Genomic DNA, 22452 nt, shown 5'->3' with positions numbered 1-22452 from the left:
TTTTGAGCTTTTTGGATAAAAACTGGTATCTTGATGTACACACACAAATAAACAATAAGCGTATGAAAACTACACAAGGTAAGGATCTCCTCCGTCGGGATCTTTGGCGGCTTGTACCGCCAAAAATGGTATTAATGGCTGCTTCGTTGATGATTGTCCCTTTCTTTGGACATAGCAAAGACATCTCCGGTAAGAAGAGTTTCTTTACTGGTCTGGTGGTCAGGCAGGATACAAGTGCAGGAACAAAAGTTTATAAAAAGAACATCTTCGGTGATACTGTTGTAGAGGATGAAAGGGGAAGAACTATTGCAACCTTCAAAAAGGACATTTTTGGAAACACTGTCGGACAGTACGAGAACGGAGAAAAACGAGTCTATAAAAAGGATATTTTCGGAAATAATATTGTCGTGGATGAGATGGGAAGGACGGTTAAGAAATTCAAAAAAGATATTTTCGGGAATACCATTGAGGAAGACGATAAAGGAGGGAAGAAGGTTTACAAAAAGAACATCTTTGGAGATACGGTTGTAGAGGATGAAAGAGGAAGAGTTATTGGAAAGTATAAGAAGGATTTTCGTGGAAATCTTGTCTTTGAAGCCAATTAAGATTTCTCAGGATACGATATAAATAAACGCCCTGTACTTATGATGGTCAGGGCGTTTATTTACCGGGAAACAGGTGCCTACCCGGCTCTATTCCCGTACTTGTCAAATTTTATCATTTGATAAAGTCGAATCCTAAAATAATTATGGATATTTTTGTGGGGAAATACCATTCCATTTTGAAAACAGATCTTTTCCTTGTTACTCCTCCCTTTACCCAGCTGAATACCCCGTATCCTGCAACTGCATATATCAAAGGTTTTTTAAACACCAAAGATATTTCTTCGACTCAGGCGGATTTAGGTATTGAGGTAATTTTGGCCTTGTTTTCCAGGAAGGGTTTGCAGGATCTTTTCTCTTATGCTGAGAAAAGACCAGGGAAGTCAAGAAGCATGAACGCAAAACGGATTCTTGCTTTAAAGGACGAATACATCAAAACCATTGATGCGGTTATTGCTTTTTTACAAGGCAAAAATCCAACCCTGGCCCTGCAGATTTGCCAGGAAGACTTTTTACCGGAAGCATCAAGGTTTGCTGAATTAGAAGAACTGGATTGGGCATTTGGCGCAATGGGAACGCAGGATAAGGCTAAACATCTGGCAACACTATACCTGGAAGATATTTCGGATTTTATCATTGAATGCATTGACCCGAATTTTGGTTTTAGTCGTTACGCCGAAAGGTTAGGCCGAAGTGCTAATTCATTTGATGAGCTTTATGAGGCTTTAAATCAGGAGTATACCTATATGGATCATATCCTGGTTAAAATTTTGGAGGAGAAGATTGCCGTTGTTCAGCCCAGGTTATTGGTTGTTTCTGTTCCTTTTCCAGGAAATTTGTATGCCGCTTTCCGATGCGCACAATATGTAAAAAGAAGTTATCCCGAGGTAAAAGTCTCCATGGGAGGTGGTTTCCCCAATACAGAATTACGTTCCGTTTCTGATAAAAGAGTATTTGAGTTTTTCGATTACATCTCTTTAGACGATGGGGAATTGCCTATTGAACTGATCTATGATTCGATCGTAAAAGCTGGAGATTTTCACCTTTATAAAAGAACTTTTCTATTGGATAATGGAGAGGTAAGTTATAGAAATGATGCTTTGAGAAGCGATTATAAACAGTTTGATGTAGGAACGCCGGATTATAGTGATCTGCTATTGGATCAATACATATCCGTGATAGAAATTGTAAATCCAATGCACCGGATGTGGAGCGATGGCCGCTGGAACAAGTTGACCATGGCGCATGGATGCTATTGGGGGAAATGTACATTTTGTGATATTTCTCTGGATTACATTAAGGTCTATGAACCTGTTGCGGCTAAATTAATTGTAGACCGTATTGAGGAGCTGAGTGAAAAAACAGGTCAGAATGGCTTTCATTTTGTGGATGAGGCAGCCCCACCAGCTTTGATGAGGGAAGTGGCACTGGAGATTTTAAGGAGAAAAATATCTGTCACCTGGTGGACAAATATTCGTTTTGAGAAAAGCTTTACCAGAGATCTGTGTATTTTACTTAAAGCATCAGGCTGTATCGCAGTTTCAGGTGGTTTAGAGGTCGCCTCAGATCGGTTATTAAAGTTAATAGACAAAGGAGTGACGGTTGAACAGGTAGCCCAGGTTACCCGGAATTTCACAGAAGCAGGAGTATTGGTCCATGCTTATCTGATGTATGGCTATCCGACACAGACCATTCAGGAGACGGTAGACAGTCTGGAGATGGTGAGACAATTGTTTGAAGCAGGTGTTTTACAATCCGGTTTCTGGCATCAGTTTGCCATGACAGCGCACAGCCCTGTTGGTATGCATCCGGAGAAATTCGGCGTGGTCAAAGAAACGGAAGCGATCGGAACTTTTGCCAATAATGACATCAATTACGTCGATAAAACAGGAATAGATCATAATAAATTCAGCTATGGCCTGAAGAAATCACTTTTCAATTTTATGCATGGCATTTGCTTCGATTATAAATTGCAGGATTGGTTTGATTTTAAGATACCCAAAACAACGATCCCTCCGGATTTTATTGAAAAAGCAATAAAAGAAGAAAGTAAATTTAATACCAAACCAACGGCTAAAGTGGTTTGGTTAGGGGGGAAACCGGAAGCAGAAAGCTTTACCAAATACAAAAAGAACAAGCCTTTGGAAATGACAATCTTAACTTTTCATGATAAAAAGGAAAGCTTTGACATTCAGACCAATAAAAAGGAAGGAGAGTGGCTGATTGCTATCTTAAAGAAAATAGCCGTTTCCAATACACAGGTTTATACCTTTCAAGACATTAAAACAGATTTTGAAAGTAATATGGAACATTTTGAACTGTTCTGGTATTCTGAACCCATTTATAATCTGAGAGATTTTGGGTTGTTGGTTTTATAAACTACGCCTTCAAACAGAACTACTTTTGATGCTGCAGATCGATAATTTTTATCTTTAGCTTCGGTAATCATGACCATAAATGGAAAGGATCAATAGTAAAGAGACCATAAAAAGCATTGTACTTCAACTAAAAACGCTTTTAGACGAAAAGGGGCTGGATGCTTTCATAACTGTACTCCATCAGGAACTACTCAAAAAGAAAGTCAGATTTCCTTTGCTGGAATACGCAGCAAGGGAAATGGCGATGTTTATTCCTGAACCGGATCAGCTCCTTATTACAGACCATATCATCAGATTGAAGGAAATTGGCAGTCAGGTATTAGCAGGAATTATACTTCAGCAACGTTTATCAGTTGATTTTGAGCGATCCATAGCCAAAGCTTGTGAGTATATACGATTCGGAGATCAATGGTATGTATGTGACATTATCGGAGAGCGGATACTTGGTTATGCTTTGCTGACTACCCCAGAGAAAACGATTCCTGTGCTCAGACAGCTGGCCATACACGAAGACAAATGGATCGTAAGGACAGTTGGTGTGGCTGCACATTATGCAGTTAAAAAAGAATTGGATCCGGTTTTTGTAACACCTGTATTCGATCTGCTCCTGTCGTTGGCGGGTACAAAGGATTTTCACACAAAAAAAGGGATCGGCTGGGGTGCCAAAACGATAGCCAGATTTCATCCGGATATTATTGCACTTTATGATCTGAAAATTGCGTCAACTGATACCAAACAATGGTTTCGGACAAAAATTAGAATAGGTCTTGGCCGAAGCAGGAAGAAATGACAAAAACGATTATTGTTAAATCCATACTCAATAAGACCAAACGGCGTGATCCCTGGTTTCTGGACGATTATACGGTCAATCCCTATAGCGGTTGCTCTTTTAATTGCCTGTTTTGCTACATCAGGGGGAGTAAGTATGGGATCAATATGGAAGAGAAACTAAGTGTTAAAAGTAATGCTGTAGAGCTATTGGAACGGCAGCTGTCAGCCCGGGCCCGTAAAAAACAGTATGGGATCATTGTACTGTCCTCGGCTACAGATCCCTATCTGCAAATCGAAAAGACCACACAACTGACCAGAAGTCTCCTGGAGGTGATTTTGCATTATCGTTTTCCGGTGCATATCATCACTAAATCCGACCTGGTGAGCAGAGATTTCGACCTTCTTCAAGCCATCGACAGTGCGGCAATACTTCCGGATGACCTTCGCCTTAAACTGTCCCGAAAAGCTTTCCTGACTTTCTCTTTTTCAACTCTTGACGATCCGGTTGCCCGTATTTTTGAACCTGGTGCAACGCCACCTTCTGTACGCCTGGAGACCTTGAAAGCCGCAGTACAGGCAGGACTTTATACCGGTGTTAGTATGATGCCCCTGTTGCCATTCATAACGGATACCACCGAACAACTTGAAAATATGTTTCAAGTGTTTAAAAGAGCTAATGTCGATTATATATTTCCCGCAACGCTAACATTACATGGTACTGAATCTTCAGATAGTAAGGTTCTCGTGCTGAGGGCTGTAGAAAAACATTACCCCCATTTGCTGGAGAAGTACCAACGGTTTTTTTCCAGCGGATCCCAGATGCCATTGTACTATCGGCGGGCTTTTAGCCAGAAGATGGAAGAGATGTGTCGGCAATACGAGCTCGGGAATAGTATCTTGCCGTAAAAATTGCAGCTCCATTTCGGCGATAATTTGATTTTAGTAATCAGGCAGTGGCAATAGGGTATGTTATTCTTTTTTGATTTTAATGAAAAATATTTTTTGAATAATAATAAAATTACGTATCATTGCAGCATGAACATGAACTCAATACAAAGCTTTATACCACAACCGATTTATCGGAGGGGATAGCTATGTATTGAATTAAAATATAAAATCCTCTTAGATAAGTCTAAGGGGATTTTTTGTTTTAATAAGAATTTTAGCGTCTGGGTTACGCTGCATATTTTCCTGTGGTGCAATGGTAGCACGTCTGATTTTGGTTCAGAAGATTGTGGTTCGAGTCCATGCAGGAAAACATAAATAATAAGCATATGAAAACGACATCAATACAAAGCTATATACCGCAACCGATTTATCGGAGAGAATAGCTATGTCTTGAATAATCACATTTAAAACAAAAGGTCCTCTTAGATAAATCTAAGAGGACCTTTTGTTTTAACGGAAATATAGCTCAATGGTTAGAGCAGTACTCTTATACGGTACCGGTTAAAGGTTCGAGTCCTTTTATTTCCACCATTATTTTCCTGTGGTGCAATGGTACATTTTGCTTTAGTTGAGGCCTGAGGTTTACAGATTGGTTCTGTTTCTTTCGTCCTCGTTTCCGAAATTTCTGTCTTTAGATTTTAAATTAATGTTGCCAAATTTAAAGCTCAAAGCCACTCTGAAGCCCCTTGTATCTCCGTAGCTTTTGATGTTATTGGCTATGCCGTTGGATTGATAAGAGATCAAAGGTTTCTGAGCATTTAATAAATCTTCTCCTGTAATGGTAAGGGACAGATTCTTTTTGAGGAATAAAAATTTCATCGAGGCATCCAGCATATTCAGGGAGGAGATATGAAAGATCTGGTAACGTCCGGGCAATTGTAAGCTATAGTTTAAGCCAAAGAATATCGATTTTGATTGGTTTAATGTGAAATCATTGTTGGTATAGAAATACCCATTTCCTCCATCAATAGATTGGATGAGACTGGTTTTTGATTTTACATTTTGATAATTTACATTAAATCCTGTAACGCTGTTCCACCAAGACCATTTTTTGAAATTATAATAGGTAGAAAACCCAATCTGATAGGTGTTGGCGTAGTTCAAAGGTGTGCTCTTAGTAATGTTTGTGGAAGCATCTACGATAGAAAGTTGTTGCCCAAAATCGGTTACCTGGGAGAAGTAAACGCTGCTTGCCCAGTTTTGTTTTCTGATGTAAGAAAATTCCAGATTATTGATGTAAGAGGGCTTTAAAAAGGGATTTCCTTCTGAATAATAATATGGACTTGTTTTAATTACAAAGGGATTCAGGTAATCAAAATCGGGCCGTCTGATTCTTCTGCTATAGTTAAGGGAGAAGGAGTTGTTATCATTGGGAACATAAGTGATGTATGCTGTAGGAAACAATTTTATATAATTGTTCTTATTGGTTTGGTTCAGGTTTCCGGAATAACCTTCAGTTTGTGTAGCCTCCATTCGAAAGCCAATTTGCGTTTCCCATTGTGCATTTATTTTTTTACTGGTAGAGAAGTAAAGCGCTTCATTGTGCTCTCTATAATTAAAGATGTTGGATTGATTGGTATCTAAAACCGGGATACCTGTCTTATTGTTATAAACGACCAGGTCATTATTGGTATTGGTATAAGAAAATTTTGCCCCAAAGCTGACATTTGCCCATTTATAAGGTAGCGAAACGTCTATATTTCCGGAATAATTTTTAATCTTATTCAGGTTGTTATTGATGGATGAAAAGAAAGTGTTTTGAATGATTTCTTTCTGAGGATCAAGTTCATTTCCATTAAAAGACCGGAAGTCTTTTTTTCTGTAATTGAAGTAATCGAAGTTTACCGTGATGTTTTTTTCAAGGGAATCCAGAGAAAATGAATGGTACCAGTTGAGCGAATTCATTTCAGGTTTGTTGTTTGCGATGACATCCGAAAGCACATAAGAATGGACTGTTTTTGTCGCTTGGTCTAACCTGCTGGTGAATGGTTGACTTGCCGATTCTTTATCTGTCAGGCTGTTAAGATACTTTATGCCGGTTGTCCATTTGTTAGTCAGCTTATAATCCAACCCAAAGCCTAAACTCAATACCTCATTTTTAGATTTGTTCCTGATCTCCTCATTCCACAGTTCATTGGGGTAAAATATCTGGCTGTCTGACGTTGTCAATAGTTTTTGTGTGCCTTTGTTAAAAGAAGCTTGTAAAGAAAGTTTGTCACGATTGAAATTGAACAAACCCTGCAGATTCCCACCTGCGTATGTTTTTTGAGTATAGGAGGTACCGATATTGGCATTCCATGAATTCGTCTTTGCTGATTTCAATTTGATGTTGATGAGCCCGCTGTTGCCCTCCGCCTCATACTTTGCAGGCGGTGTGGTGATGACTTCTATACTTTTAATGTTTGCGGAGGGAATAGATTTAAGGAAATCCGCGAGGTCCTCTTGTGGTATTCTTTGCAGGCGGTCATCAATCATAACCAATACTTCGCCTTTTCCTACAATAGAGATATTGTCGTTCTGAACCCTAACCGTTGGTGTTGCTTTTAGTGCATCCAATGCTGTTCCGCCAGTTGCTACTACAGAATTTTCTACATTGAATACCAACCTGTCAACTTTCTGTTCAATGATCTTTTTTCTGCCACTTATGGTCACCCCCCGGAGTTCTGTGGTTTCATTGATTTCTATATTCCCAAGATCAATGTTCTGGTTTAATACGACTTCCTGGCTGGTAAACCTCGTCCCAAATTGCGCTATAACTAACCGGTAATTTCCTTTCTCTGCCAGCATAAAGAAATGACCTGTGCTGTCACTTAGCGCTTGTCTGATCAATGTACTGTCGTTCTTCATTAAATTTGCATACACAAATTCTACAGGAGCTTTACGGGAGTTCACTACTTTACCTTTTAGCGAAAATTGCTGACCGAAAACATGAAGATGAAATAAAATGGCAACGAATAAAGGAATAATCTGTTTCATACTTTTTCTATTAAATTTTGTACAAAACTGTATTGAACAAGCTGTTTAAGCTACTTTTTTCGACAAACCCCTGCGGTTTATCTACTAACCCATTTTTTTACCTTTACCCGAATGGATACTTTTGTATAAAACAACTACAGATGAATAATACCACATTGTCAAAGCAGTCAGAACGGCTGGTTCACCTTTTATTCTGGATGTTAACGGCGTATTTTACGTTTGTAACAGATTCTTTTGAATTCAGATTCGTCCTTCCCAATTTATTTTATTGTACCTATGTGATCGTTTTTGTCGCTACCTTTTACTTTCATTACCTGGTGATCATGAAATGGGTTTTTAAAGTATTTCAATGGAAAAGGTTATGTTTTGGTGTGTTCATTTCTTACCTTGTTTTTACCGGGTTAAGGTGGTTTGCAGAACAGTTTCTTACCGGGATTTTATTTAATCAGATCAATTATACCAACCCTTCCTTTTTTGGTTATCTTGGTGATAACGTCTATTATAGCAGTAAACCGATCATGTTCAGCTCCTTTCTTTGGTATTTCATCTATTTTATCCATCTTTTGGAAGAAAAGAAAAACACCGAAATCAAGTTTCTTAAAGCGCAGATCAACCCTCATTTTGTTTTCAATACGCTAAACAATATTTATTCGATGGTTTATTTTCAATCTGATAAATCGTTGCTTGCGATCTCAAAGCTGAGTGAGGTAATGAGGTTCACCACTTACTACTCTCAAAGAGAACGGATCAACCTTTCTGAGGAAATCAATTACATTAAAGCTTATGTCGAACTGGAGCAATTCAGGCACGTAGAAAATGATTTTGTAAAGCTGAACATCCATGCGGATGATGAAAGTATCGAAATTCCACCTTACATACTATCTCCACTAATAGAGAATGCATTAAAACACGGACTTACTTCCAATCAGCATCCGATTATTGTAGATATCCGTACAGATTCAAAGAAATTGTCTTTTGTGGTAAGTAATGAAATGGGCACGCAAAAAAAAGATAAGTTGGGAGGAATAGGATTGGATAATCTTAAAAATCGATTAGAAATCTATTACCCAAATGCTCATGAGCTTATCCTGACCAGTGAAAATAATCGATTCAGGGCTCAGCTTCAGATCGATCTGAGCACCCTTAAAAAGTCAATAAGAGACAAAAAGTAAATATATTACAATGAAGAAAAGAATAAACTGTATCATACTTGATGATGAACCTTTTGCAGTAAAGCTCATTGCCGATTACGCATCGAAGGTCCCACAACTAAATGTTTTGTATGCCGGCAGTGACGTATTCCAGGCCATAGAGATTTTAAACACTCAGATGGTTGACCTGATCTTTTTAGATATTCAAATGCCAGATCTGACGGGTATCGAACTGATGCAATTGTTTAACCAAAAGCACAATTTCATCATTACTTCTGCTTATGCTGAATATGCTTTGGATGTCTACCAGTTCCATGTGATTGATTTCTTATTAAAACCGATCATATTTAACCGTTTTTATCAAAGCGTAGAAAAATACAACCGCTGGCAGGAAACTTTTCAAAGCGCTGAAACAGATGATTACCTGTTCGTGAAAGCAGATCGCAAGCACTATAAAATCGCCATAGATTCGATTTTGTATATTGAAGGATTGAAAGATTATATTCGCATTCATACCCCTGCAGAAAAGATCATTGTGTTGGAAAATATGAAAGATATTTTGCTCAAACTGCCTCAAAACCGATTTGTCCGCATTCATCGTTCCTATATTATTCCATTAAATAAGATCAGGGTTATCGAAGGATATCAAATACAAATGAGCAATGGGGAGTACTTGTCGATTGGAGAAACCTATCGGAAATTAATCGGGGAATGGGTAGATAAAAAATAATGGAACAGGAGATAAAATCGATCAGGTCAAGGGCAGGAGTGTTCCTCTTTAAGCAAACGGAGGATAAAGAGGAATGGTTTTCAATAGCCTCAGACTTTGGGGGATTTAACAGGATAGAATTTTCAATTCATTCCAACGACTATTTTGCTGAAGCAGGCTGGATAAAACTGCCTGAATTTTTAGATTATCTGGAGGACCATTTACCATCTTATATTGATAAAGCAATGAGCCCATTGCTAAATTTCGCTAAAATGTCAGGATACTTTAATGAGTTGGAACAAAGTGAATTAATGTTCGGTTTTGGGCTTAATGTTATTTTTTTAGAGCCCTCATTTACAACAGTCAACCGCTGGAGTTTCGAACTTGATTTTACCACAAGCAACAAAAACGATCATCTCGAAAATGTTGATGGCTATGGACGTTGGTTTGTTACATTTGATGGAGACTGCATTCGCGGAATCAGGAGGGAATCCTGGTAATGGAGTTTTGATCCAGACCATTTTTGCTATTTTTGATCCGATAAACCCCCAAAGCCCTTAGCCTGATTTTTTTTGAATACCTTTCCGATGACAGCATACAGTGAACAGATACAGAGAATAAAGAAAAAGTTGATTGAAGCCAAAGCTGCCGACAAGAGCTGCATGGTGTTTGGAGCAGAGCAACATGAATACGCAATCGGCGAGCCGACTACAATAGAAAAGATTGCTCAACTGGAAGAAAAATATTCAATTGAACTTCCGGAGTGTTATAAATCTTTTGTACTTCATGTTGGCAACGGTGATCTTACCGGGCAAAATCCCTCAGCAGGACCTTTTTATGGGATTTATCCCTTTGGAGAAAATATAAATGAATTAATCTATGCCGATTCAGAAAAGTATTTAAAAAACAGCTGTGTAATCCATCCAAAAATGACTGATGAATTTTGGAAAGCATTATCTCAAAAGATCAATGAGGATGAAACAATAGCTGATGAAGAATATGATCAGGAACTAGGTAAATTATGGGGCGGAATACTTCCTTTAGGCTCACAGGGATGCACCTATTTACATGGGATAGTGTTAAACGGGCAGTATAAGGGAAGGGTAGTAAACTTAGATTCAGATGGCCAAAAGCCGACCTTTGCTTTTGAGAGAAATTTCCTGGACTGGTACGAAAGGTGGTTGGATGAAGTGATTTCAGGCGATTTAATTCATGATCATACTGGCTGGTTCGGATATCATATGGGCGGTTCTGAGGAAGAATTGCTGAAGCTGTTTATATCTTCAATAGATGTCCAGGAAAAGGTAGATTGTTTAAACGGCTTATTGAATAAAAAAGGTTTAAAAGACGAAACGATAAATCGAATTGAAAGCTTAATTGAAACTAACCCAGAACATAAAGTCAGGTTAATTCAGCTCATCTGTAAATCTGATGATCAAATCGCCAAACCACATTTAATTGAATTGCTGCAAACAGACTTACTTTCAGTCTTCCAGTTTATTTATTGGTATGCAAAGGATAAAGCTATTGAATGGCTAAACGTTATCGAAGACAATGTCTTTAGAATTGAGGATGAGGAAACATTCAGGTTTTGTACTTACCTGCTAAAAGAAACAAACACAGACTACAGCAGGCTGATTATACCGTTTGCCAGACACCATATTGAAGGCATTAAGGTGCAATCACTTTATACCCTGGGCCAGTTAGAGAATAAAAAAGATTACATCGAAACATTTATTGAAGGATTAAAAGATGATTCTAACCGGGTAATACATACCTCATTACAAGCCCTGTCTGGGGTAAAAGACAATAGACTCCTGGCCTGTTATAAAGATATTGCTGAAAAGTTTCCAATAGAACAAGACTATATCCTTGCCAATCTTAACCATAGATTAGCTGACTATGGCCTGACCAACCGAACAGTTATGGGTACATCAGCTCCAAAAGAGTCAAATCCGTAGCTTTCATCGCCTGAGAATTGCAGAAACATTGATGTTTGGGTTTACTTCCAATGCATAATCGGCAATGAGCGATAGGTTTTCAGGTGTTTCTGAAAATGTATAATAAAAAAGAGAAGCATTGGTTTTGAAAGAAATAGAGTAGCCACCTTTGTAGCTGACCGGTGATATCTTAATTTTTGTCACCTCCATAAACGGAATTTCAGTCGTTCCGAAAAATTTGAAGAAAATAAATGATTTATCTTTTACAATGTATGATGGTAAATATTTATTTATAAAGAAAGCAGTTTCATTTTGTTTTTCCAGTCTTTCTACCTCCGTTTTAGAAAGCGTTCGGATCGTTTTAAGGTATTTTTCAAAAAACTGGTTGATCGGTAAGAGCATAGGTAGGGTCAGTAATAGTATCATCCCGGCAAATAAATAGCTGTCATTCATTCTGGCACTGTACCTTTCCTCCCCAAGTACAGTTCTTCCTATAGACAAAGTATCTGTTACAGATGAAATGAAAAAAGCTGAAGCGACAATCACAAAAAAAGTGACCATAGCGGTCATTACAATTTTTTTTCTTAAATGAAATTTCCGGATTAAATCCTCCATAGGTATTTGAATTACAATATTTATTCTTCCAGATCCTGAATGTTATTCCACGGATTTCAATTGGTTTTCTACGGATGTGAACTGGGTTGGTTTAAAAACGAAAGATATTGGTTATTTTAGAATAATAAATTATGAATCATAAAATTCATTATAAAATTAAAGCCATGAAAGCAAAACAAACTACCTCTTCCCTGATCTTAACCTCGTTATTTCTCTTTTTATTGTCTTCTTGCGGCAACGATTCCGTAAAGCTTGTTCAAGCCATGGAATCCGGATATGAGTATCAGGGTAAAAAAATAGAACTTGTAGGTGAATTTGATGCACCTTACTTTATGTTTCAATCGGGCAGGTCTAAAACCATTCCCATGTCTTTTGTGGTGAAAGCCCATGCCATGAGTTCGGACAAACACAATGTATCTGGTGTGATCCTGAACCTGGGGACTTCTGCAAATAGCGCATTACTGGATATGGCCGCAGACCAAAAGAAATACACACTGAAGAACTTTTATGTCTTTGATAAGAACGCTGAAAAATATAACCTTGATGAACATCCTGAATTTAAAATTACCGGAACGGTTAATTATGCTGAGTTTAAAAAGCCTGAAGGAGAACGGAATAAGGATAATTTTTCATACGAAATTACTGATGTGGTAATTGAGAAAAATTAATTTGAAAGGGGCTGAATGAAAGATGTAAACGATGATGAAAGAGAAATTTAATCAAATGATTGCCGGCATAGTTAAACCCTTATTAAAAGAAGAGGGCTTTAGTAAAAACGGGATGAATTTTTATAGAAAAAAAGAAGACCTGATCTTTCTGTTTAACTTTCAAAACAGCCAGGGGAACTCGGCTCAAGAGACAAAATTTTATATTAACTGTGGCATCCATTCCACTAATATTGACCGTGTAATTGGGAAGACAACAGGCCTTGATCCCAAAGAATCCGAATGTTATTTTAGAAAGCGAATTTCTTCCATTGTTGAATCTACGAACGATGGATATGTGATTACTCAGGAGACAGATTTGAATACCTTAGGTTTGAAACTTGATGAGGATCTCAAAGCTGCCATTGCAATGTTTAACAACATCACTTCAACAAATGACCTGATAGATTTGATGATAGAGAAAAATGGGCTAAACAATTACAGGGAACTATTTAAATATTTACTGCTGACTGAACGAAAAACACAATTAAAGCAATTTGTAAAACAACTCCACCGGACCTTTGGGGCCGAAAAGCGATGGGCTATATTTGAAAACAATTTAACAGAGGTATTAAAGGATAACAACAGCAAGGAAACCATTGCAGCCATTTTAAACGATGATTAAGTTTATAAAAGCAGGGCTGCATCCATAGTTTAGCAGGACATAAATGACTGAAAAAATAGCATTAACAACAAATTTGCTTGACCCACAAAGAAGAGTAAAAACAAGCAATATCAATAAAGGGATTTTAGAAATTCTACCTTTAGATTATCTCAGATTTCTGGAAGAATATGGAGCAGGAACGTATTGTGAAGAGGTGGTTATTCATTATCCTGACGAAATAGTGATCCCCGAAACATTTAAAGATGATACGGATTTATGGGAATTGGATGAAATGTTTACAGCTGAAGACCTTTTAAACGCCATTCAGATAGGCCGTAGCTTTAATGGTGACATAATTTGTGTAACCAGGAAAAAGGCAGGAAGTGTATTCGTTCTTCCAAGGCACAGCCTAAATGTCGTTTCCTTTAATCGCTTTGAGGATGCAATTCATTACCTTACCAGGGATTATCGTTCTTTCAAATTTTATTTGCCTGGTTTCGATCATCATCAACTACAAATCAGCCTGATTAAAGAAGGTGGATTAAAAGATATAAACCCTATCCACGAATCCTTTTTGGATGAATTTAAATTTGATTTTGTGATCCATTCAGATACCCAACCTAAATATTTTTTTAAAGAGCCCGGATTCTGGATCCGTTTTGACCTGATTTATAAGAATAGCATTTCGATGGGCTACCAGAAACAACTCCAGAACAAAAGCCAGCATATCATGGACCGGATTGAAGAATTATCAAAATAGAAAGCCATAAAAATGAAAATCCAATGAACTATCAGATATTTGAACCGAACAATGACTTAGCCTCGCTTGTCAAATGTTATTGGACATTGGAAAGCCCCAAAGAAAAAACACCGAAAAAAAACGCCATCGTGCCCGATGGCTGTATGAAGATGATTTTTCACCATGGCGATTTGTACAAACAATACACCGAAAACGGAAATAGTGTTTTCCTGCCAAGATGCTTCGTCATAGGGCAGCTGACCGGACCTTTTGAAGTGGAACCAACAGGTGAAACAGGCATTTTTTTTGTCTGTTTTCATCCGAATGGATTTTTACCTTTTGCAACCATTCCGATAAGGGAAATGGAAAATACGGCGATTCCATTAGAACAGTTATTTGGGACAAGGGGACAGGAAATCGGGCAAAAGATTTTAAATGCCAACTCCACATCGGAAAGAATCAATCTTATTGAGACATTCTTATTCGACCAGCTGAGGGATACAGCAACTGTTGACCAAATCGTTAAATCAACGGTCGAAACGATCTTGACGGCAAATGGACAACTTTCTGTGGATGAGCTTTCCAGACAAACAAATGTCAACCGCAGGCAGTTAGAACGCAAATTTTCATCGGCCATTGGTTTAAGCCCCAAACAACTTTCCAAGACAATCAGACTGCAGACCACACTCAAAACTTTGCTGAGCAAAAAAGTGACCAACCTTACCACTCTGGCTTACGAAAATGAATATTACGACCAGGCACATTTTATTAAGGATTTCAAAGAGTTTACGGGAATTACACCCAAAGAATTTTATGGGGATCTTTTAAAGATGTCTTTGATTTTTGATGGTACGGATTAGCCTTGTCGCATTTTTACAATTTCAGGTGCCGGACTCCATCTAATTTTGCTGTCGAACCTAAAATAATAAAATCATGGCAAATGTAAATCCAGTTGGGTGGTTTGATATCAATGTATCAAACTTAACACGTGCAAAAAAATTCTATGAAACAGTATTCAATATACAGCTTGTTGATTTTCCAGTGGAGTGGGGGAAACAATCAGCCTTTCCTTCAGACTATGAAGGCCTGAATATTTCAGGTGCACTAGTTGAAAAAGAAGATAGGCCTGCAAATGGAAATAATACGATCGTTTACTTTGTTTCCAGTGATTGTACTACCGAGGAGGCCCGGGTGGAAGATGCCGGTGGAAAAATTATTACACCTAAAATGTCCATAGGAGCGTTTGGATTTGTATCTCTCATCATCGATACAGAAGGCAATACGATCGGGCTTCATTCAAGACAATAATCTGAGGTGCCAAACTCAGTTTATTTGGCACCTTAATTTTAACAAACAATACCTAATCATTTAAAAATATGGCTTACGACATCAAACTTGCAGACAGAATAAGAGCATATCTGGCTGAAATACCGGATTTGGAAATTGAAGAAAAGAAAATGTTTAATGTTCTGAATTTTATGGTCAACGGGAAAACCTGCGTTTGTGTAAGCGGAGAGAACTTAATGTGTCGTTTCGATCCGAAATTACAGGAAGAAATTGCAGAAAAACAGGGTTATGAAACGATGCTGATGAAAGGAAAAGAGTATAAAGGTTATTGTTACATACATCCCGAGGGAATTAAAGCAAAAACTGACTTTGAATATTTTGTAAACTTATGTCTTGAATTCAATAAAGTAGCGAAATCATCAAAGAAGTGAAAATCCCGTTAAATCTGGTGATCCTGTTTGTATCTGACCTAAAACTATTTTTTATATTTAATCGCTTTTATTCAATTTCCACATGAAGAAATACTACCTGATCATTCTGGCTTTGTTGGCATTTACATCCTGCAACGGACAAGAAATTGTCAACACAGAGTTTTTGAATAAACTGAAATATGATCCGGACAGAAGAGCATATGGTATACAAACCACATTCTATCTCCCGACGGAAATCTCGGTTAACGATTACCCGATTTTAAAAGGTTATGAATTTTTCGGAACGAACATGCCCGCATTTGTTGATATTGCCATTAATAGGAGTGGAGAACAAGAATTAAAAATCCTGATTGATTTAAAAAATTACAAGAAACAGGAAAGCCCAATTTTGAAGATCATATTGTTTAAGTCAACAGTAAATTTATCTGTAATTGCATCAGCGTGGACTGAGCCTGAAAATAAGAAACTAATTGAGTACGAATTAAGGAGTGATGGCCTTTCGCAAGACGATTTAAGGAAAGGTTACTTTGCAAAAACCATAAAATTTAAGGCCAAAATACCCGTACAGTTAATTTCTTCGGATAAGTCTGTACCACTAAAAAATTCTCCGGAATTACTTGATAAACTTTATAATGCTATGAAGCAGTTAACTGATGACCTGAACAGTAAAAAAGATGACCAGGTGGTTAAAGCCATTCAAAAAGCCGAATATGAAACCGCACAACTTCGCGGAATGAAACATGAATGGGTGCTTAATGAAAGAAAAGCCATTTTATCCAATACATTTTCATTATTACCCAAAGATCGTTGTGAGCTGAAAATTTATGGAAATGGGAAATTGGCCACACTTGTAGAAAAAAGTAAAGATGTCATCAAGCAATCAGCCATTACCTCAACGTTTAAAAAGAAAAATCCTCAGTCTGATGTCCATCAATTATATAACCTTTATTATCATCAGCCAGATGAGCGGGCAGAAATGGAGTTGATTAAATTTGATGGTTATGCCATCACAAGATATGGTAAAAAAATGCCTGTGCCCTAATCACGATATGCAGGGGAATGAGTTCTTAAAGAGGAATGATTTTTACAATTTTTAATCATCGGTTATGGTTTTCTTTGGGATACTCAATATTATCCAATTAATAACATTGGTCTCCAACCAGATATTTACCTGGACAAGAGCGTAAAAGACTGGGTACAATTTGCCCTGGAATATGTAGAACAATAAAGTTTAAGCTTTTACTTCATTAATAAGAGGTAATCCAGATTCAAATGCATCTGCATTTCCAAATGTAATTTCTGCGATTTGCTGCATCGCCTCTCTCGTGAAAAAGCCCTGATGGGAGGTGATCAGCACATTTGGAAAGGAAATAAGTCTTGATATCAAATCGTCCTGTATAATGTCCCCGGAAAGGTCATGGAAGAAAAGTTTCGATTCCTGTTCATAAACGTCGAGCCCAAGATAACCAAGTTGAGCTGACTTCAGTGCTTCGATTACGTCTTGCGTGTCAATGAGTCCTCCACGGCTGGTGTTGATCAACATTGCGCCCTTCTTAAATAGTTTAAGCGTATTTGCATTGATCATATGCTGAGTGTCTTCAGACAGAGGGCAGTGTAATGATACAACCTCGGCTTCTTTTAGTGTCTCTTCCAGACTGCCATAAGACAAACCCTCCTCAACAAGGCTAGGATCCGGGTATGGATCATAGGCAACAATCCTGCACCCGAATCCTTTTAATATTCTGTAAAATGCCTTACCAATGTTCCCGGTTCCGATCAGCGCCACTTTGCAGTTGTGCAGGTTAAACCCAATAAGCCCCTCGAGGGAGAAATTCCCTTCCCTGACTCTGTTATAGGCCTTATGTGTTTTACGGTTAAGTGTGAGGATCATTGCCATTGCATGTTCAGCCACAGCTTCCGGAGAATAGGCAGGAACCCGGAGCACCTTAATTCCCAGCTCAGCTGCAACAGTAATATCAACGTTGTTAAACCCCGCGCATCTTAGTAGAATAAGTCTTATACCATTCGCTTTTAATGCATAGAGGACATCCCGGTCTGCACTGTCATTTACGAATAAACAGAGCGCATCGAAGCCTTTGGTCAGTGCTGCATTCTGTAGCGTGAGTGCAGATTCAAAAAAAGTCAGATCATGACCAGTATTGTATTCCTGTAGAAAATCCTGGTCATACTTACAGCAACTGAATATTGCAATTTTCATAATTGGTGGTTTCGGGTAAGGTACGCTATATTAACCGCAAGATACGATGAACTGACTCAATTCCTACTCATTTGCATTCGGTAGGTTTATACTAAATTCTCTGACCAAAACCATTGTGCAATTGGCGGTTGAATTTATTCTGATTGCCTTTACAGCCTGGTATTCTTCATCATTATAGCAATTTAGAGCCGCTTCTTCTGATGGGAATTTTACAATTGCATTCATCTTTCTGGCCTGGCCCTCCAGAACTATTGGAGTGGTATCTGAGGCTAAAACTTCTGCGCCATACCGCAACAGTATCGGATATACTTTCGGGCCGTATTCCTGGTATAGTTCTGTGTCTATAATATCGTAGCTGTTTATATAATACACTGCCATATTAATTGAGTTTGGTTAAATGATTAATAGATATATTCGGGTGGTACAATTCCGTTGCAACGCAGATAAACTGTTGCTTGTGCGCGATGTCTACCTGTAAAGCGTCAAATGCGGCATCCAGATAAGCCATAGTTTCAGTTTTGTCTTCTGTTGGAAGGGGAGGCATCCATGCGGTGTCTTTCTTTTTAAGGTAATTGTCTCCATACCAATGTAAGCCATACCCGATATGGTGCATGAGTTCCTTGAAATTCCAGATGGGATCTGCCGGTTTAAAATGATACAGCGCTTCAGGCATCATTTCCGCGACACTCAAAGTGTAGTTTTTAGCCTGTTCCAGTCTTGATAATAATTGAGTTTTCATAAAATGTATTTTTTGTGAAAACAAAGCTAGTCTCTGGGTTTGGATAAGATTTAAGGAAAATTGCGCTTTTTACTTTCGGGCAGAAGAGGGGGGCATCCCGTACATTTTCTTGTATGCTGCAGAAAAATGGACCAAACTGTTAAATCCTGCCAGGAAAGCGATGTCCGAAACGGGGGTCGAAGTGTTGCAAAGTTGAAGATGGGCATGTTTTAAACGCACGCGCAGTAAATATTGGTAGGGGGAAACTGTAGTGATCTGTTTAAAGAGGCGGTTAAAATGGAAAGGGCTGAGGTAACCCAATTCTGCAAGTTCTGACAAAGAAAGATCTGCAGTAAAATTTTCATTTATGAATTGCTTAACCGTTTCAATAGTTGGCAGGTAGTTCTTTTTTTGTTTAACGGTTAGCAAGGGAGGCAGTGCTGGTTTTTCATGCGTTAAAAGTACCTGAACAAAAAGCTCCGTCATCAGCGTTTCAACCCAGAGCCTGGGTAAACGGGCGGTTTGTAAAAGTTGAAATATGCAGTGATGCAGGTATTCTGTTTCAGGGGTTGCCTTAACTAAAACAGATTGAATATCCGGATTGCCGAAAAACCAGGACAGTGCACCAACTTGTTCCTTCAATTGTGCTAAGCTATGTTCTGAAATCGTAAAGATGGTACATTCGTCGGGAAACTTATGATCATGGCCAACCCTGTATTCATATCCAGGCTTATTGATCAGGAAAAAACCATGGTAAGCATCCAGATTATTTCTAAATACCTTGAATTGGAAATTTCCGGTTCTTATGTAAGCGATCACAAAATTGTCCTGATGTTCTTTATCAGAGACCGTACAATTCACGCAACGGCATAGAAAATTATGCACGACACAAATTTCTGAATCATATAGTGTTTGTATCCTGGCTTCCATTTTTATTGTTTTTTAATGGGTTGATGCGCTTTAAGATCATTGACAATACCGAGGCATAGACCACATAAGTTACAAAAATATAATAGCCTGGTTGTAATGAGGTATTATTTTGTGTTACCGTAGAAAGCAATTCCTCTTGAATATTCAGGTCTGAAAGCTGACTTTGTAAGATTCCGTTTAAGCCAATATAAGTCATCCCAATACCAACAACCATGACATCTGCCATGTCCCATTTGCCTAAATCCAAGGCTAAAAACCTGATCAGTTTATTTTCGGCGTATTTATCCCTGCCCCATATCAGAATACCTTTGCCAATCATTCGGAGCACAGGCAGAATGATTACGAAAAGCAGGATGAGGATGCCCACCAGTACGGCATCCGGTTTAGGCTGTTCAACTAATGATGTAACTACCCCGGTGATGCTCTTACTTTGAAAAAATAACACCTGGTTGGTAAAAGCTAACTTTTCGCTGAGCAGTGTAAAGCTCAATGACTGAATCCGGGCATCAACTTCTATAATCGTAGCTGTGATGCCAACCAATAAGAGCACAAAGGCGAATAAAAGAGAGAGGATATATAACGTGGTATGAAGACGTACTTGTTTTCTAAGTAAAAACCAGAGGCAAAGGGCCAGCAGCACACAACCAATCATAGCGTAAGTATACTTATACATGGCTGATTGTATGTTGGTAAGCTGCGAATTGATGGTTTTCTCAAAAGCCACAGAATTGTTGACATGGTATTTTTTATAAACGTGTCTTTTTACCGTAACACTGGCGGGTTCAGTATTGTCGAAAGTTTCCTTCTCCAGCTGGTTAACTTTGCTTGTGATGATGTTTTTGAGCCTTTTCTTGCTTGCTGGTTTATTGATCCTGTTCACGATGGTAGCGGCAAAAGCGGGTACCTCGGCCTGGATTTCCTCGGCATCAACCAAGGCATTGAAAGCCAGTTTTTTGAGCTTACCGCCAATGCCTTTCTGTGGTTTGTTTGCTTCACCTACGGCCTTGTCAACGAGATGGTTTAATTGTTTCTCTACCTTTTTCTGAAGCTCTTTTTTTTGCAGAGCCGTCATGTTAAACTCATTCACCTTTCCCTCCACCACATCGGCCATTTTCTCACGCCATTGGTCTACAGATAAGATGCCGAAGGTGATGTTGTTGGAGGCGCTGTAATCGGCTTTGATTTCTTCCTGCTGACTGGAAAGCGTAGTAATACGGTATCCAAACCAAGTCTCTCCGCAAAGCAGCAGACTCAGGCCAACCAGAAGTAAAATGTTGGGAAGGACTATCTTTCTAGTGGCTTTCATGAGGAGAAATGAATTTTAAGATGGTCGACAAAATCAGGCCATATAATACAAAACTGATGAATATGATAAATCCTGGCTGGAGTGCAGTATTGTTGGTGGTGATGACATTTAAATCATCGCTTTTTATATTCAGGCTCTTCAACTGGCTATCTAATAATCCGTTTAAACCGATGTAAACCATCAGTATTGCGATCACGATGACATCTGCCATGCTCCACTTGCCCGACTGGAAGGCAAAATACCGGATGATCCTGTTCCTGGCAATTTTCTTTTTACTCAGGAGGTGGATGCCGGTAGCGCTCAGCTTCATGATAGGGAAGAGGATGCTGAAAATCAATATCAAAATCCCCACCAGGACCGAATCCATAGCTGATTGCTTAATCAATACACTCACCACGTCCAGGATACTTTTACTCTGAAAGAACAATACCTGGTTCTCAAAAACCACATGTTCACCCAGCAGCACAAAATCGAGTGCTTTGATGCGTGCATCGACCTCTATCATAGAGGCCGTTAAACCTATAAAAAGCAAAATGAATGCGAACATCAATGACATGATAAAAAGAGGCGCATGCAAATCAATCCGTTTCCTTAATATCCACCATAACGATAAAACGATGACGATACAACCCAACATGGCGAAGGAGTAATTGTAGGTTAAAGTCCTGATGCGCGACAATGAGGAAGTCAGTTTCGTATTTAATTCCTCATTCGAAGATGCCTTATATTTGAGATAGATTTTTTCAGAGGCAGCCTTTGTTGCAGCTACCGTACTGTCCAGGTATTCCGCACGTTCCAGCGCATCAAACTTGGACATTGCCATTTTGCTGAGCTCCTTTTTATTCCTGGGATTATAAACTTTGGCAATGATTTCTTTGGCAAAAGAAGGAGCCTTTTTTCTGAAGTCATCCGTATCTACGAAATTTTTAACGATAAACTTCTTGATTTTACCATCGAGGGTCTTTTTGGGTTTGTTGATCAGCGCTTCCGCCTTATCAATCAATGCGATGATGATTTGCTCAACCTCCTTCTGAAGTTCTTTCTTTTGTTTTGCGCTAAGCGTGAAATCACGGATTTGATGACTTGCAATCGCAGCTACTTTATCCCGCCATTGCTCCACAGAGAACAGTCCTGAGCTAATGTTGTTGATATTGGAATAGTCTTCTTTGATCTCTTCCTGCTGTTCCGAAAGCTGGTGTAACTGGTAACCAAAATACCCTTCAGCACATAATAAAACTGCAAGACCAAAAATCAGCAGGAGTTTTGAAAGGATCGTTTTGTTCCCGAAGGTTTTAATTTCATGCATCGGCAGTCTGATGAGCTGTTGTTTTTCTATAATCTAATCGGTGAGCAATTAGTTGTATTCAACAAAGCCGAATTGGCAATTGTTTTAAATTCACGTTAATTAAATTAATAACATCAAGC

At 38.6% G+C, this 22452-nt stretch carries 23 protein-coding genes and 1 tRNA gene; 16 read left to right on the top strand and 8 right to left on the bottom strand.

Annotated features, from left to right (window positions below):
• The first annotated feature begins 62 nt into the window (after positions 1-62).
• The 5 genes from BUC20_RS06110 (at position 63) to BUC20_RS06085 (ending at position 5230) form a co-directional block, all read left to right on the top strand.
• A complete protein-coding gene (locus BUC20_RS06110; RefSeq protein ID WP_143166714.1) occupies positions 63-605 on the top strand; it encodes a hypothetical protein in 543 nt (180 codons plus the stop codon).
• 143 nt (positions 606-748) lie between these two features.
• On the top strand, positions 749-2980 hold the full coding sequence (locus BUC20_RS06105; protein WP_200800891.1) for a B12-binding domain-containing radical SAM protein: 2232 nt from the start codon (positions 749-751) through the stop codon (positions 2978-2980).
• A gap of 79 nt (positions 2981-3059) precedes the next feature.
• On the top strand, positions 3060-3770 hold the full coding sequence (locus BUC20_RS06100; RefSeq protein WP_073228691.1) for a DNA alkylation repair protein: 711 nt from the start codon (positions 3060-3062) through the stop codon (positions 3768-3770).
• The gene (locus BUC20_RS06095) at positions 3767-4657 is read left to right on the top strand and encodes an SPL family radical SAM protein (RefSeq protein WP_073228689.1); all 891 of its coding nucleotides are present in this window, start codon (positions 3767-3769) and stop codon (positions 4655-4657) included. The genes BUC20_RS06100 and BUC20_RS06095 overlap by 4 nt, the downstream gene beginning before the upstream one ends.
• A 497-nt stretch (positions 4658-5154) precedes the next feature.
• A tRNA-Ile gene (locus tag BUC20_RS06085) sits at positions 5155-5230 on the top strand.
• A gap of 51 nt (positions 5231-5281) precedes the next feature.
• On the opposite strand, the gene BUC20_RS06080 is transcribed toward BUC20_RS06085, so the two are convergent.
• On the bottom strand, positions 5282-7675 hold the full coding sequence (locus tag BUC20_RS06080) for a TonB-dependent receptor domain-containing protein (protein ID WP_073228687.1): 2394 nt from the start codon (positions 7673-7675) through the stop codon (positions 5282-5284).
• Positions 7676-7815: 140 nt separating this feature from the next.
• Here BUC20_RS06080 and BUC20_RS06075 point away from each other — a divergent pair, with 140 nt between their 5' ends.
• The 4 genes from BUC20_RS06075 (at position 7816) to BUC20_RS06060 (ending at position 11496) form a co-directional block, all read left to right on the top strand.
• Positions 7816-8847, top strand: a complete 1032-nt coding sequence (locus tag BUC20_RS06075) for a sensor histidine kinase (RefSeq protein ID WP_073228685.1) — start codon at positions 7816-7818, stop codon at positions 8845-8847.
• Between the two features lie 10 nt (positions 8848-8857).
• Positions 8858-9556 carry a LytR/AlgR family response regulator transcription factor gene (locus BUC20_RS06070; RefSeq protein ID WP_073228681.1) on the top strand — a complete coding sequence of 233 codons (699 nt, stop codon included), beginning with the start codon at positions 8858-8860 and terminating at the stop codon, positions 9554-9556.
• On the top strand, positions 9556-10035 hold the full coding sequence (locus BUC20_RS06065; protein ID WP_073228678.1) for a hypothetical protein: 480 nt from the start codon (positions 9556-9558) through the stop codon (positions 10033-10035). The genes BUC20_RS06070 and BUC20_RS06065 overlap by 1 nt, the downstream gene beginning before the upstream one ends.
• 87 nt (positions 10036-10122) lie before the next feature.
• Positions 10123-11496: an SMI1/KNR4 family protein gene (locus tag BUC20_RS06060; RefSeq protein ID WP_073228676.1), complete on the top strand. Its 1374-nt coding sequence runs from the start codon at positions 10123-10125 to the stop codon at positions 11494-11496.
• Between the two features lie 3 nt (positions 11497-11499).
• Here the strand turns inward: BUC20_RS06060 and BUC20_RS06055 are convergent, their stop codons facing one another.
• Positions 11500-12090: a hypothetical protein gene (locus BUC20_RS06055; RefSeq protein ID WP_073228673.1), complete on the bottom strand. Its 591-nt coding sequence runs from the start codon at positions 12088-12090 to the stop codon at positions 11500-11502.
• Positions 12091-12254: 164 nt separating this feature from the next.
• On the opposite strand from BUC20_RS06055, the gene BUC20_RS06050 reads away from it, so the two are divergent.
• From BUC20_RS06050 to BUC20_RS06020, 7 genes are all read left to right on the top strand, one after another.
• Positions 12255-12758 (top strand): hypothetical protein, encoded by a 504-nt coding sequence (locus tag BUC20_RS06050; RefSeq protein WP_073229532.1) that lies wholly within the window; start codon positions 12255-12257, stop codon positions 12756-12758.
• Positions 12759-12789: 31 nt separating this feature from the next.
• A complete protein-coding gene (locus tag BUC20_RS06045; RefSeq protein ID WP_084528568.1) occupies positions 12790-13419 on the top strand; it encodes a DUF4304 domain-containing protein in 630 nt (209 codons plus the stop codon).
• Between the two features lie 43 nt (positions 13420-13462).
• Positions 13463-14158, top strand: a complete 696-nt coding sequence (locus BUC20_RS06040; protein ID WP_073228670.1) for a hypothetical protein — start codon at positions 13463-13465, stop codon at positions 14156-14158.
• A 23-nt stretch (positions 14159-14181) separates the two neighbouring features.
• Positions 14182-14997 carry a helix-turn-helix transcriptional regulator gene (locus tag BUC20_RS06035; protein WP_073228668.1) on the top strand — a complete coding sequence of 272 codons (816 nt, stop codon included), beginning with the start codon at positions 14182-14184 and terminating at the stop codon, positions 14995-14997.
• Between the two features lie 73 nt (positions 14998-15070).
• Positions 15071-15445, top strand: a complete 375-nt coding sequence (locus BUC20_RS06030; RefSeq protein WP_073228666.1) for a VOC family protein — start codon at positions 15071-15073, stop codon at positions 15443-15445.
• A gap of 68 nt (positions 15446-15513) precedes the next feature.
• Positions 15514-15855, top strand: coding sequence for a TfoX/Sxy family protein (locus BUC20_RS06025; RefSeq protein WP_073228664.1), 342 nt, complete (start codon positions 15514-15516; stop codon positions 15853-15855).
• Positions 15856-15937: 82 nt separating this feature from the next.
• Positions 15938-16897 carry a hypothetical protein gene (locus BUC20_RS06020; RefSeq protein ID WP_073228661.1) on the top strand — a complete coding sequence of 320 codons (960 nt, stop codon included), beginning with the start codon at positions 15938-15940 and terminating at the stop codon, positions 16895-16897.
• 189 nt (positions 16898-17086) lie between these two features.
• Here BUC20_RS06020 and BUC20_RS06015 read toward each other — a convergent pair whose 3' ends face one another.
• The 6 genes from BUC20_RS06015 to BUC20_RS05990 form a co-directional block, all read right to left on the bottom strand.
• A complete protein-coding gene (locus BUC20_RS06015) occupies positions 17087-18073 on the bottom strand; it encodes a 2-hydroxyacid dehydrogenase (RefSeq protein WP_073228659.1) in 987 nt (328 codons plus the stop codon).
• Between the two features lie 63 nt (positions 18074-18136).
• On the bottom strand, positions 18137-18451 hold the full coding sequence (locus BUC20_RS06010) for a DUF1330 domain-containing protein (RefSeq protein WP_073228656.1): 315 nt from the start codon (positions 18449-18451) through the stop codon (positions 18137-18139).
• A gap of 1 nt (position 18452) precedes the next feature.
• Positions 18453-18812 (bottom strand): DinB family protein, encoded by a 360-nt coding sequence (locus BUC20_RS06005; protein WP_073228653.1) that lies wholly within the window; start codon positions 18810-18812, stop codon positions 18453-18455.
• Between the two features lie 69 nt (positions 18813-18881).
• Entirely contained in the window at positions 18882-19721 is an 840-nt protein-coding gene (locus tag BUC20_RS06000; protein ID WP_073228650.1) for a helix-turn-helix transcriptional regulator, read from the bottom strand.
• Positions 19693-21027 carry a paraquat-inducible protein A gene (locus BUC20_RS05995; RefSeq protein ID WP_073228647.1) on the bottom strand — a complete coding sequence of 445 codons (1335 nt, stop codon included), beginning with the start codon at positions 21025-21027 and terminating at the stop codon, positions 19693-19695. Before BUC20_RS05995 ends, BUC20_RS06000 begins: the two co-directional genes overlap by 29 nt.
• Positions 21014-22333, bottom strand: coding sequence for a paraquat-inducible protein A (locus BUC20_RS05990; protein WP_073228644.1), 1320 nt, complete (start codon positions 22331-22333; stop codon positions 21014-21016). The genes BUC20_RS05995 and BUC20_RS05990 overlap by 14 nt, the downstream gene beginning before the upstream one ends.
• Positions 22334-22452: the final 119 nt, after the last annotated feature.

It is taken from the genome of Pedobacter caeni (assembly GCF_900129215.1).
GTDB classification, from domain to species: Bacteria; Bacteroidota; Bacteroidia; order Sphingobacteriales; family Sphingobacteriaceae; genus Pedobacter; species Pedobacter caeni.
This window is presented reverse-complemented; position numbering and strand designations above follow the sequence as displayed.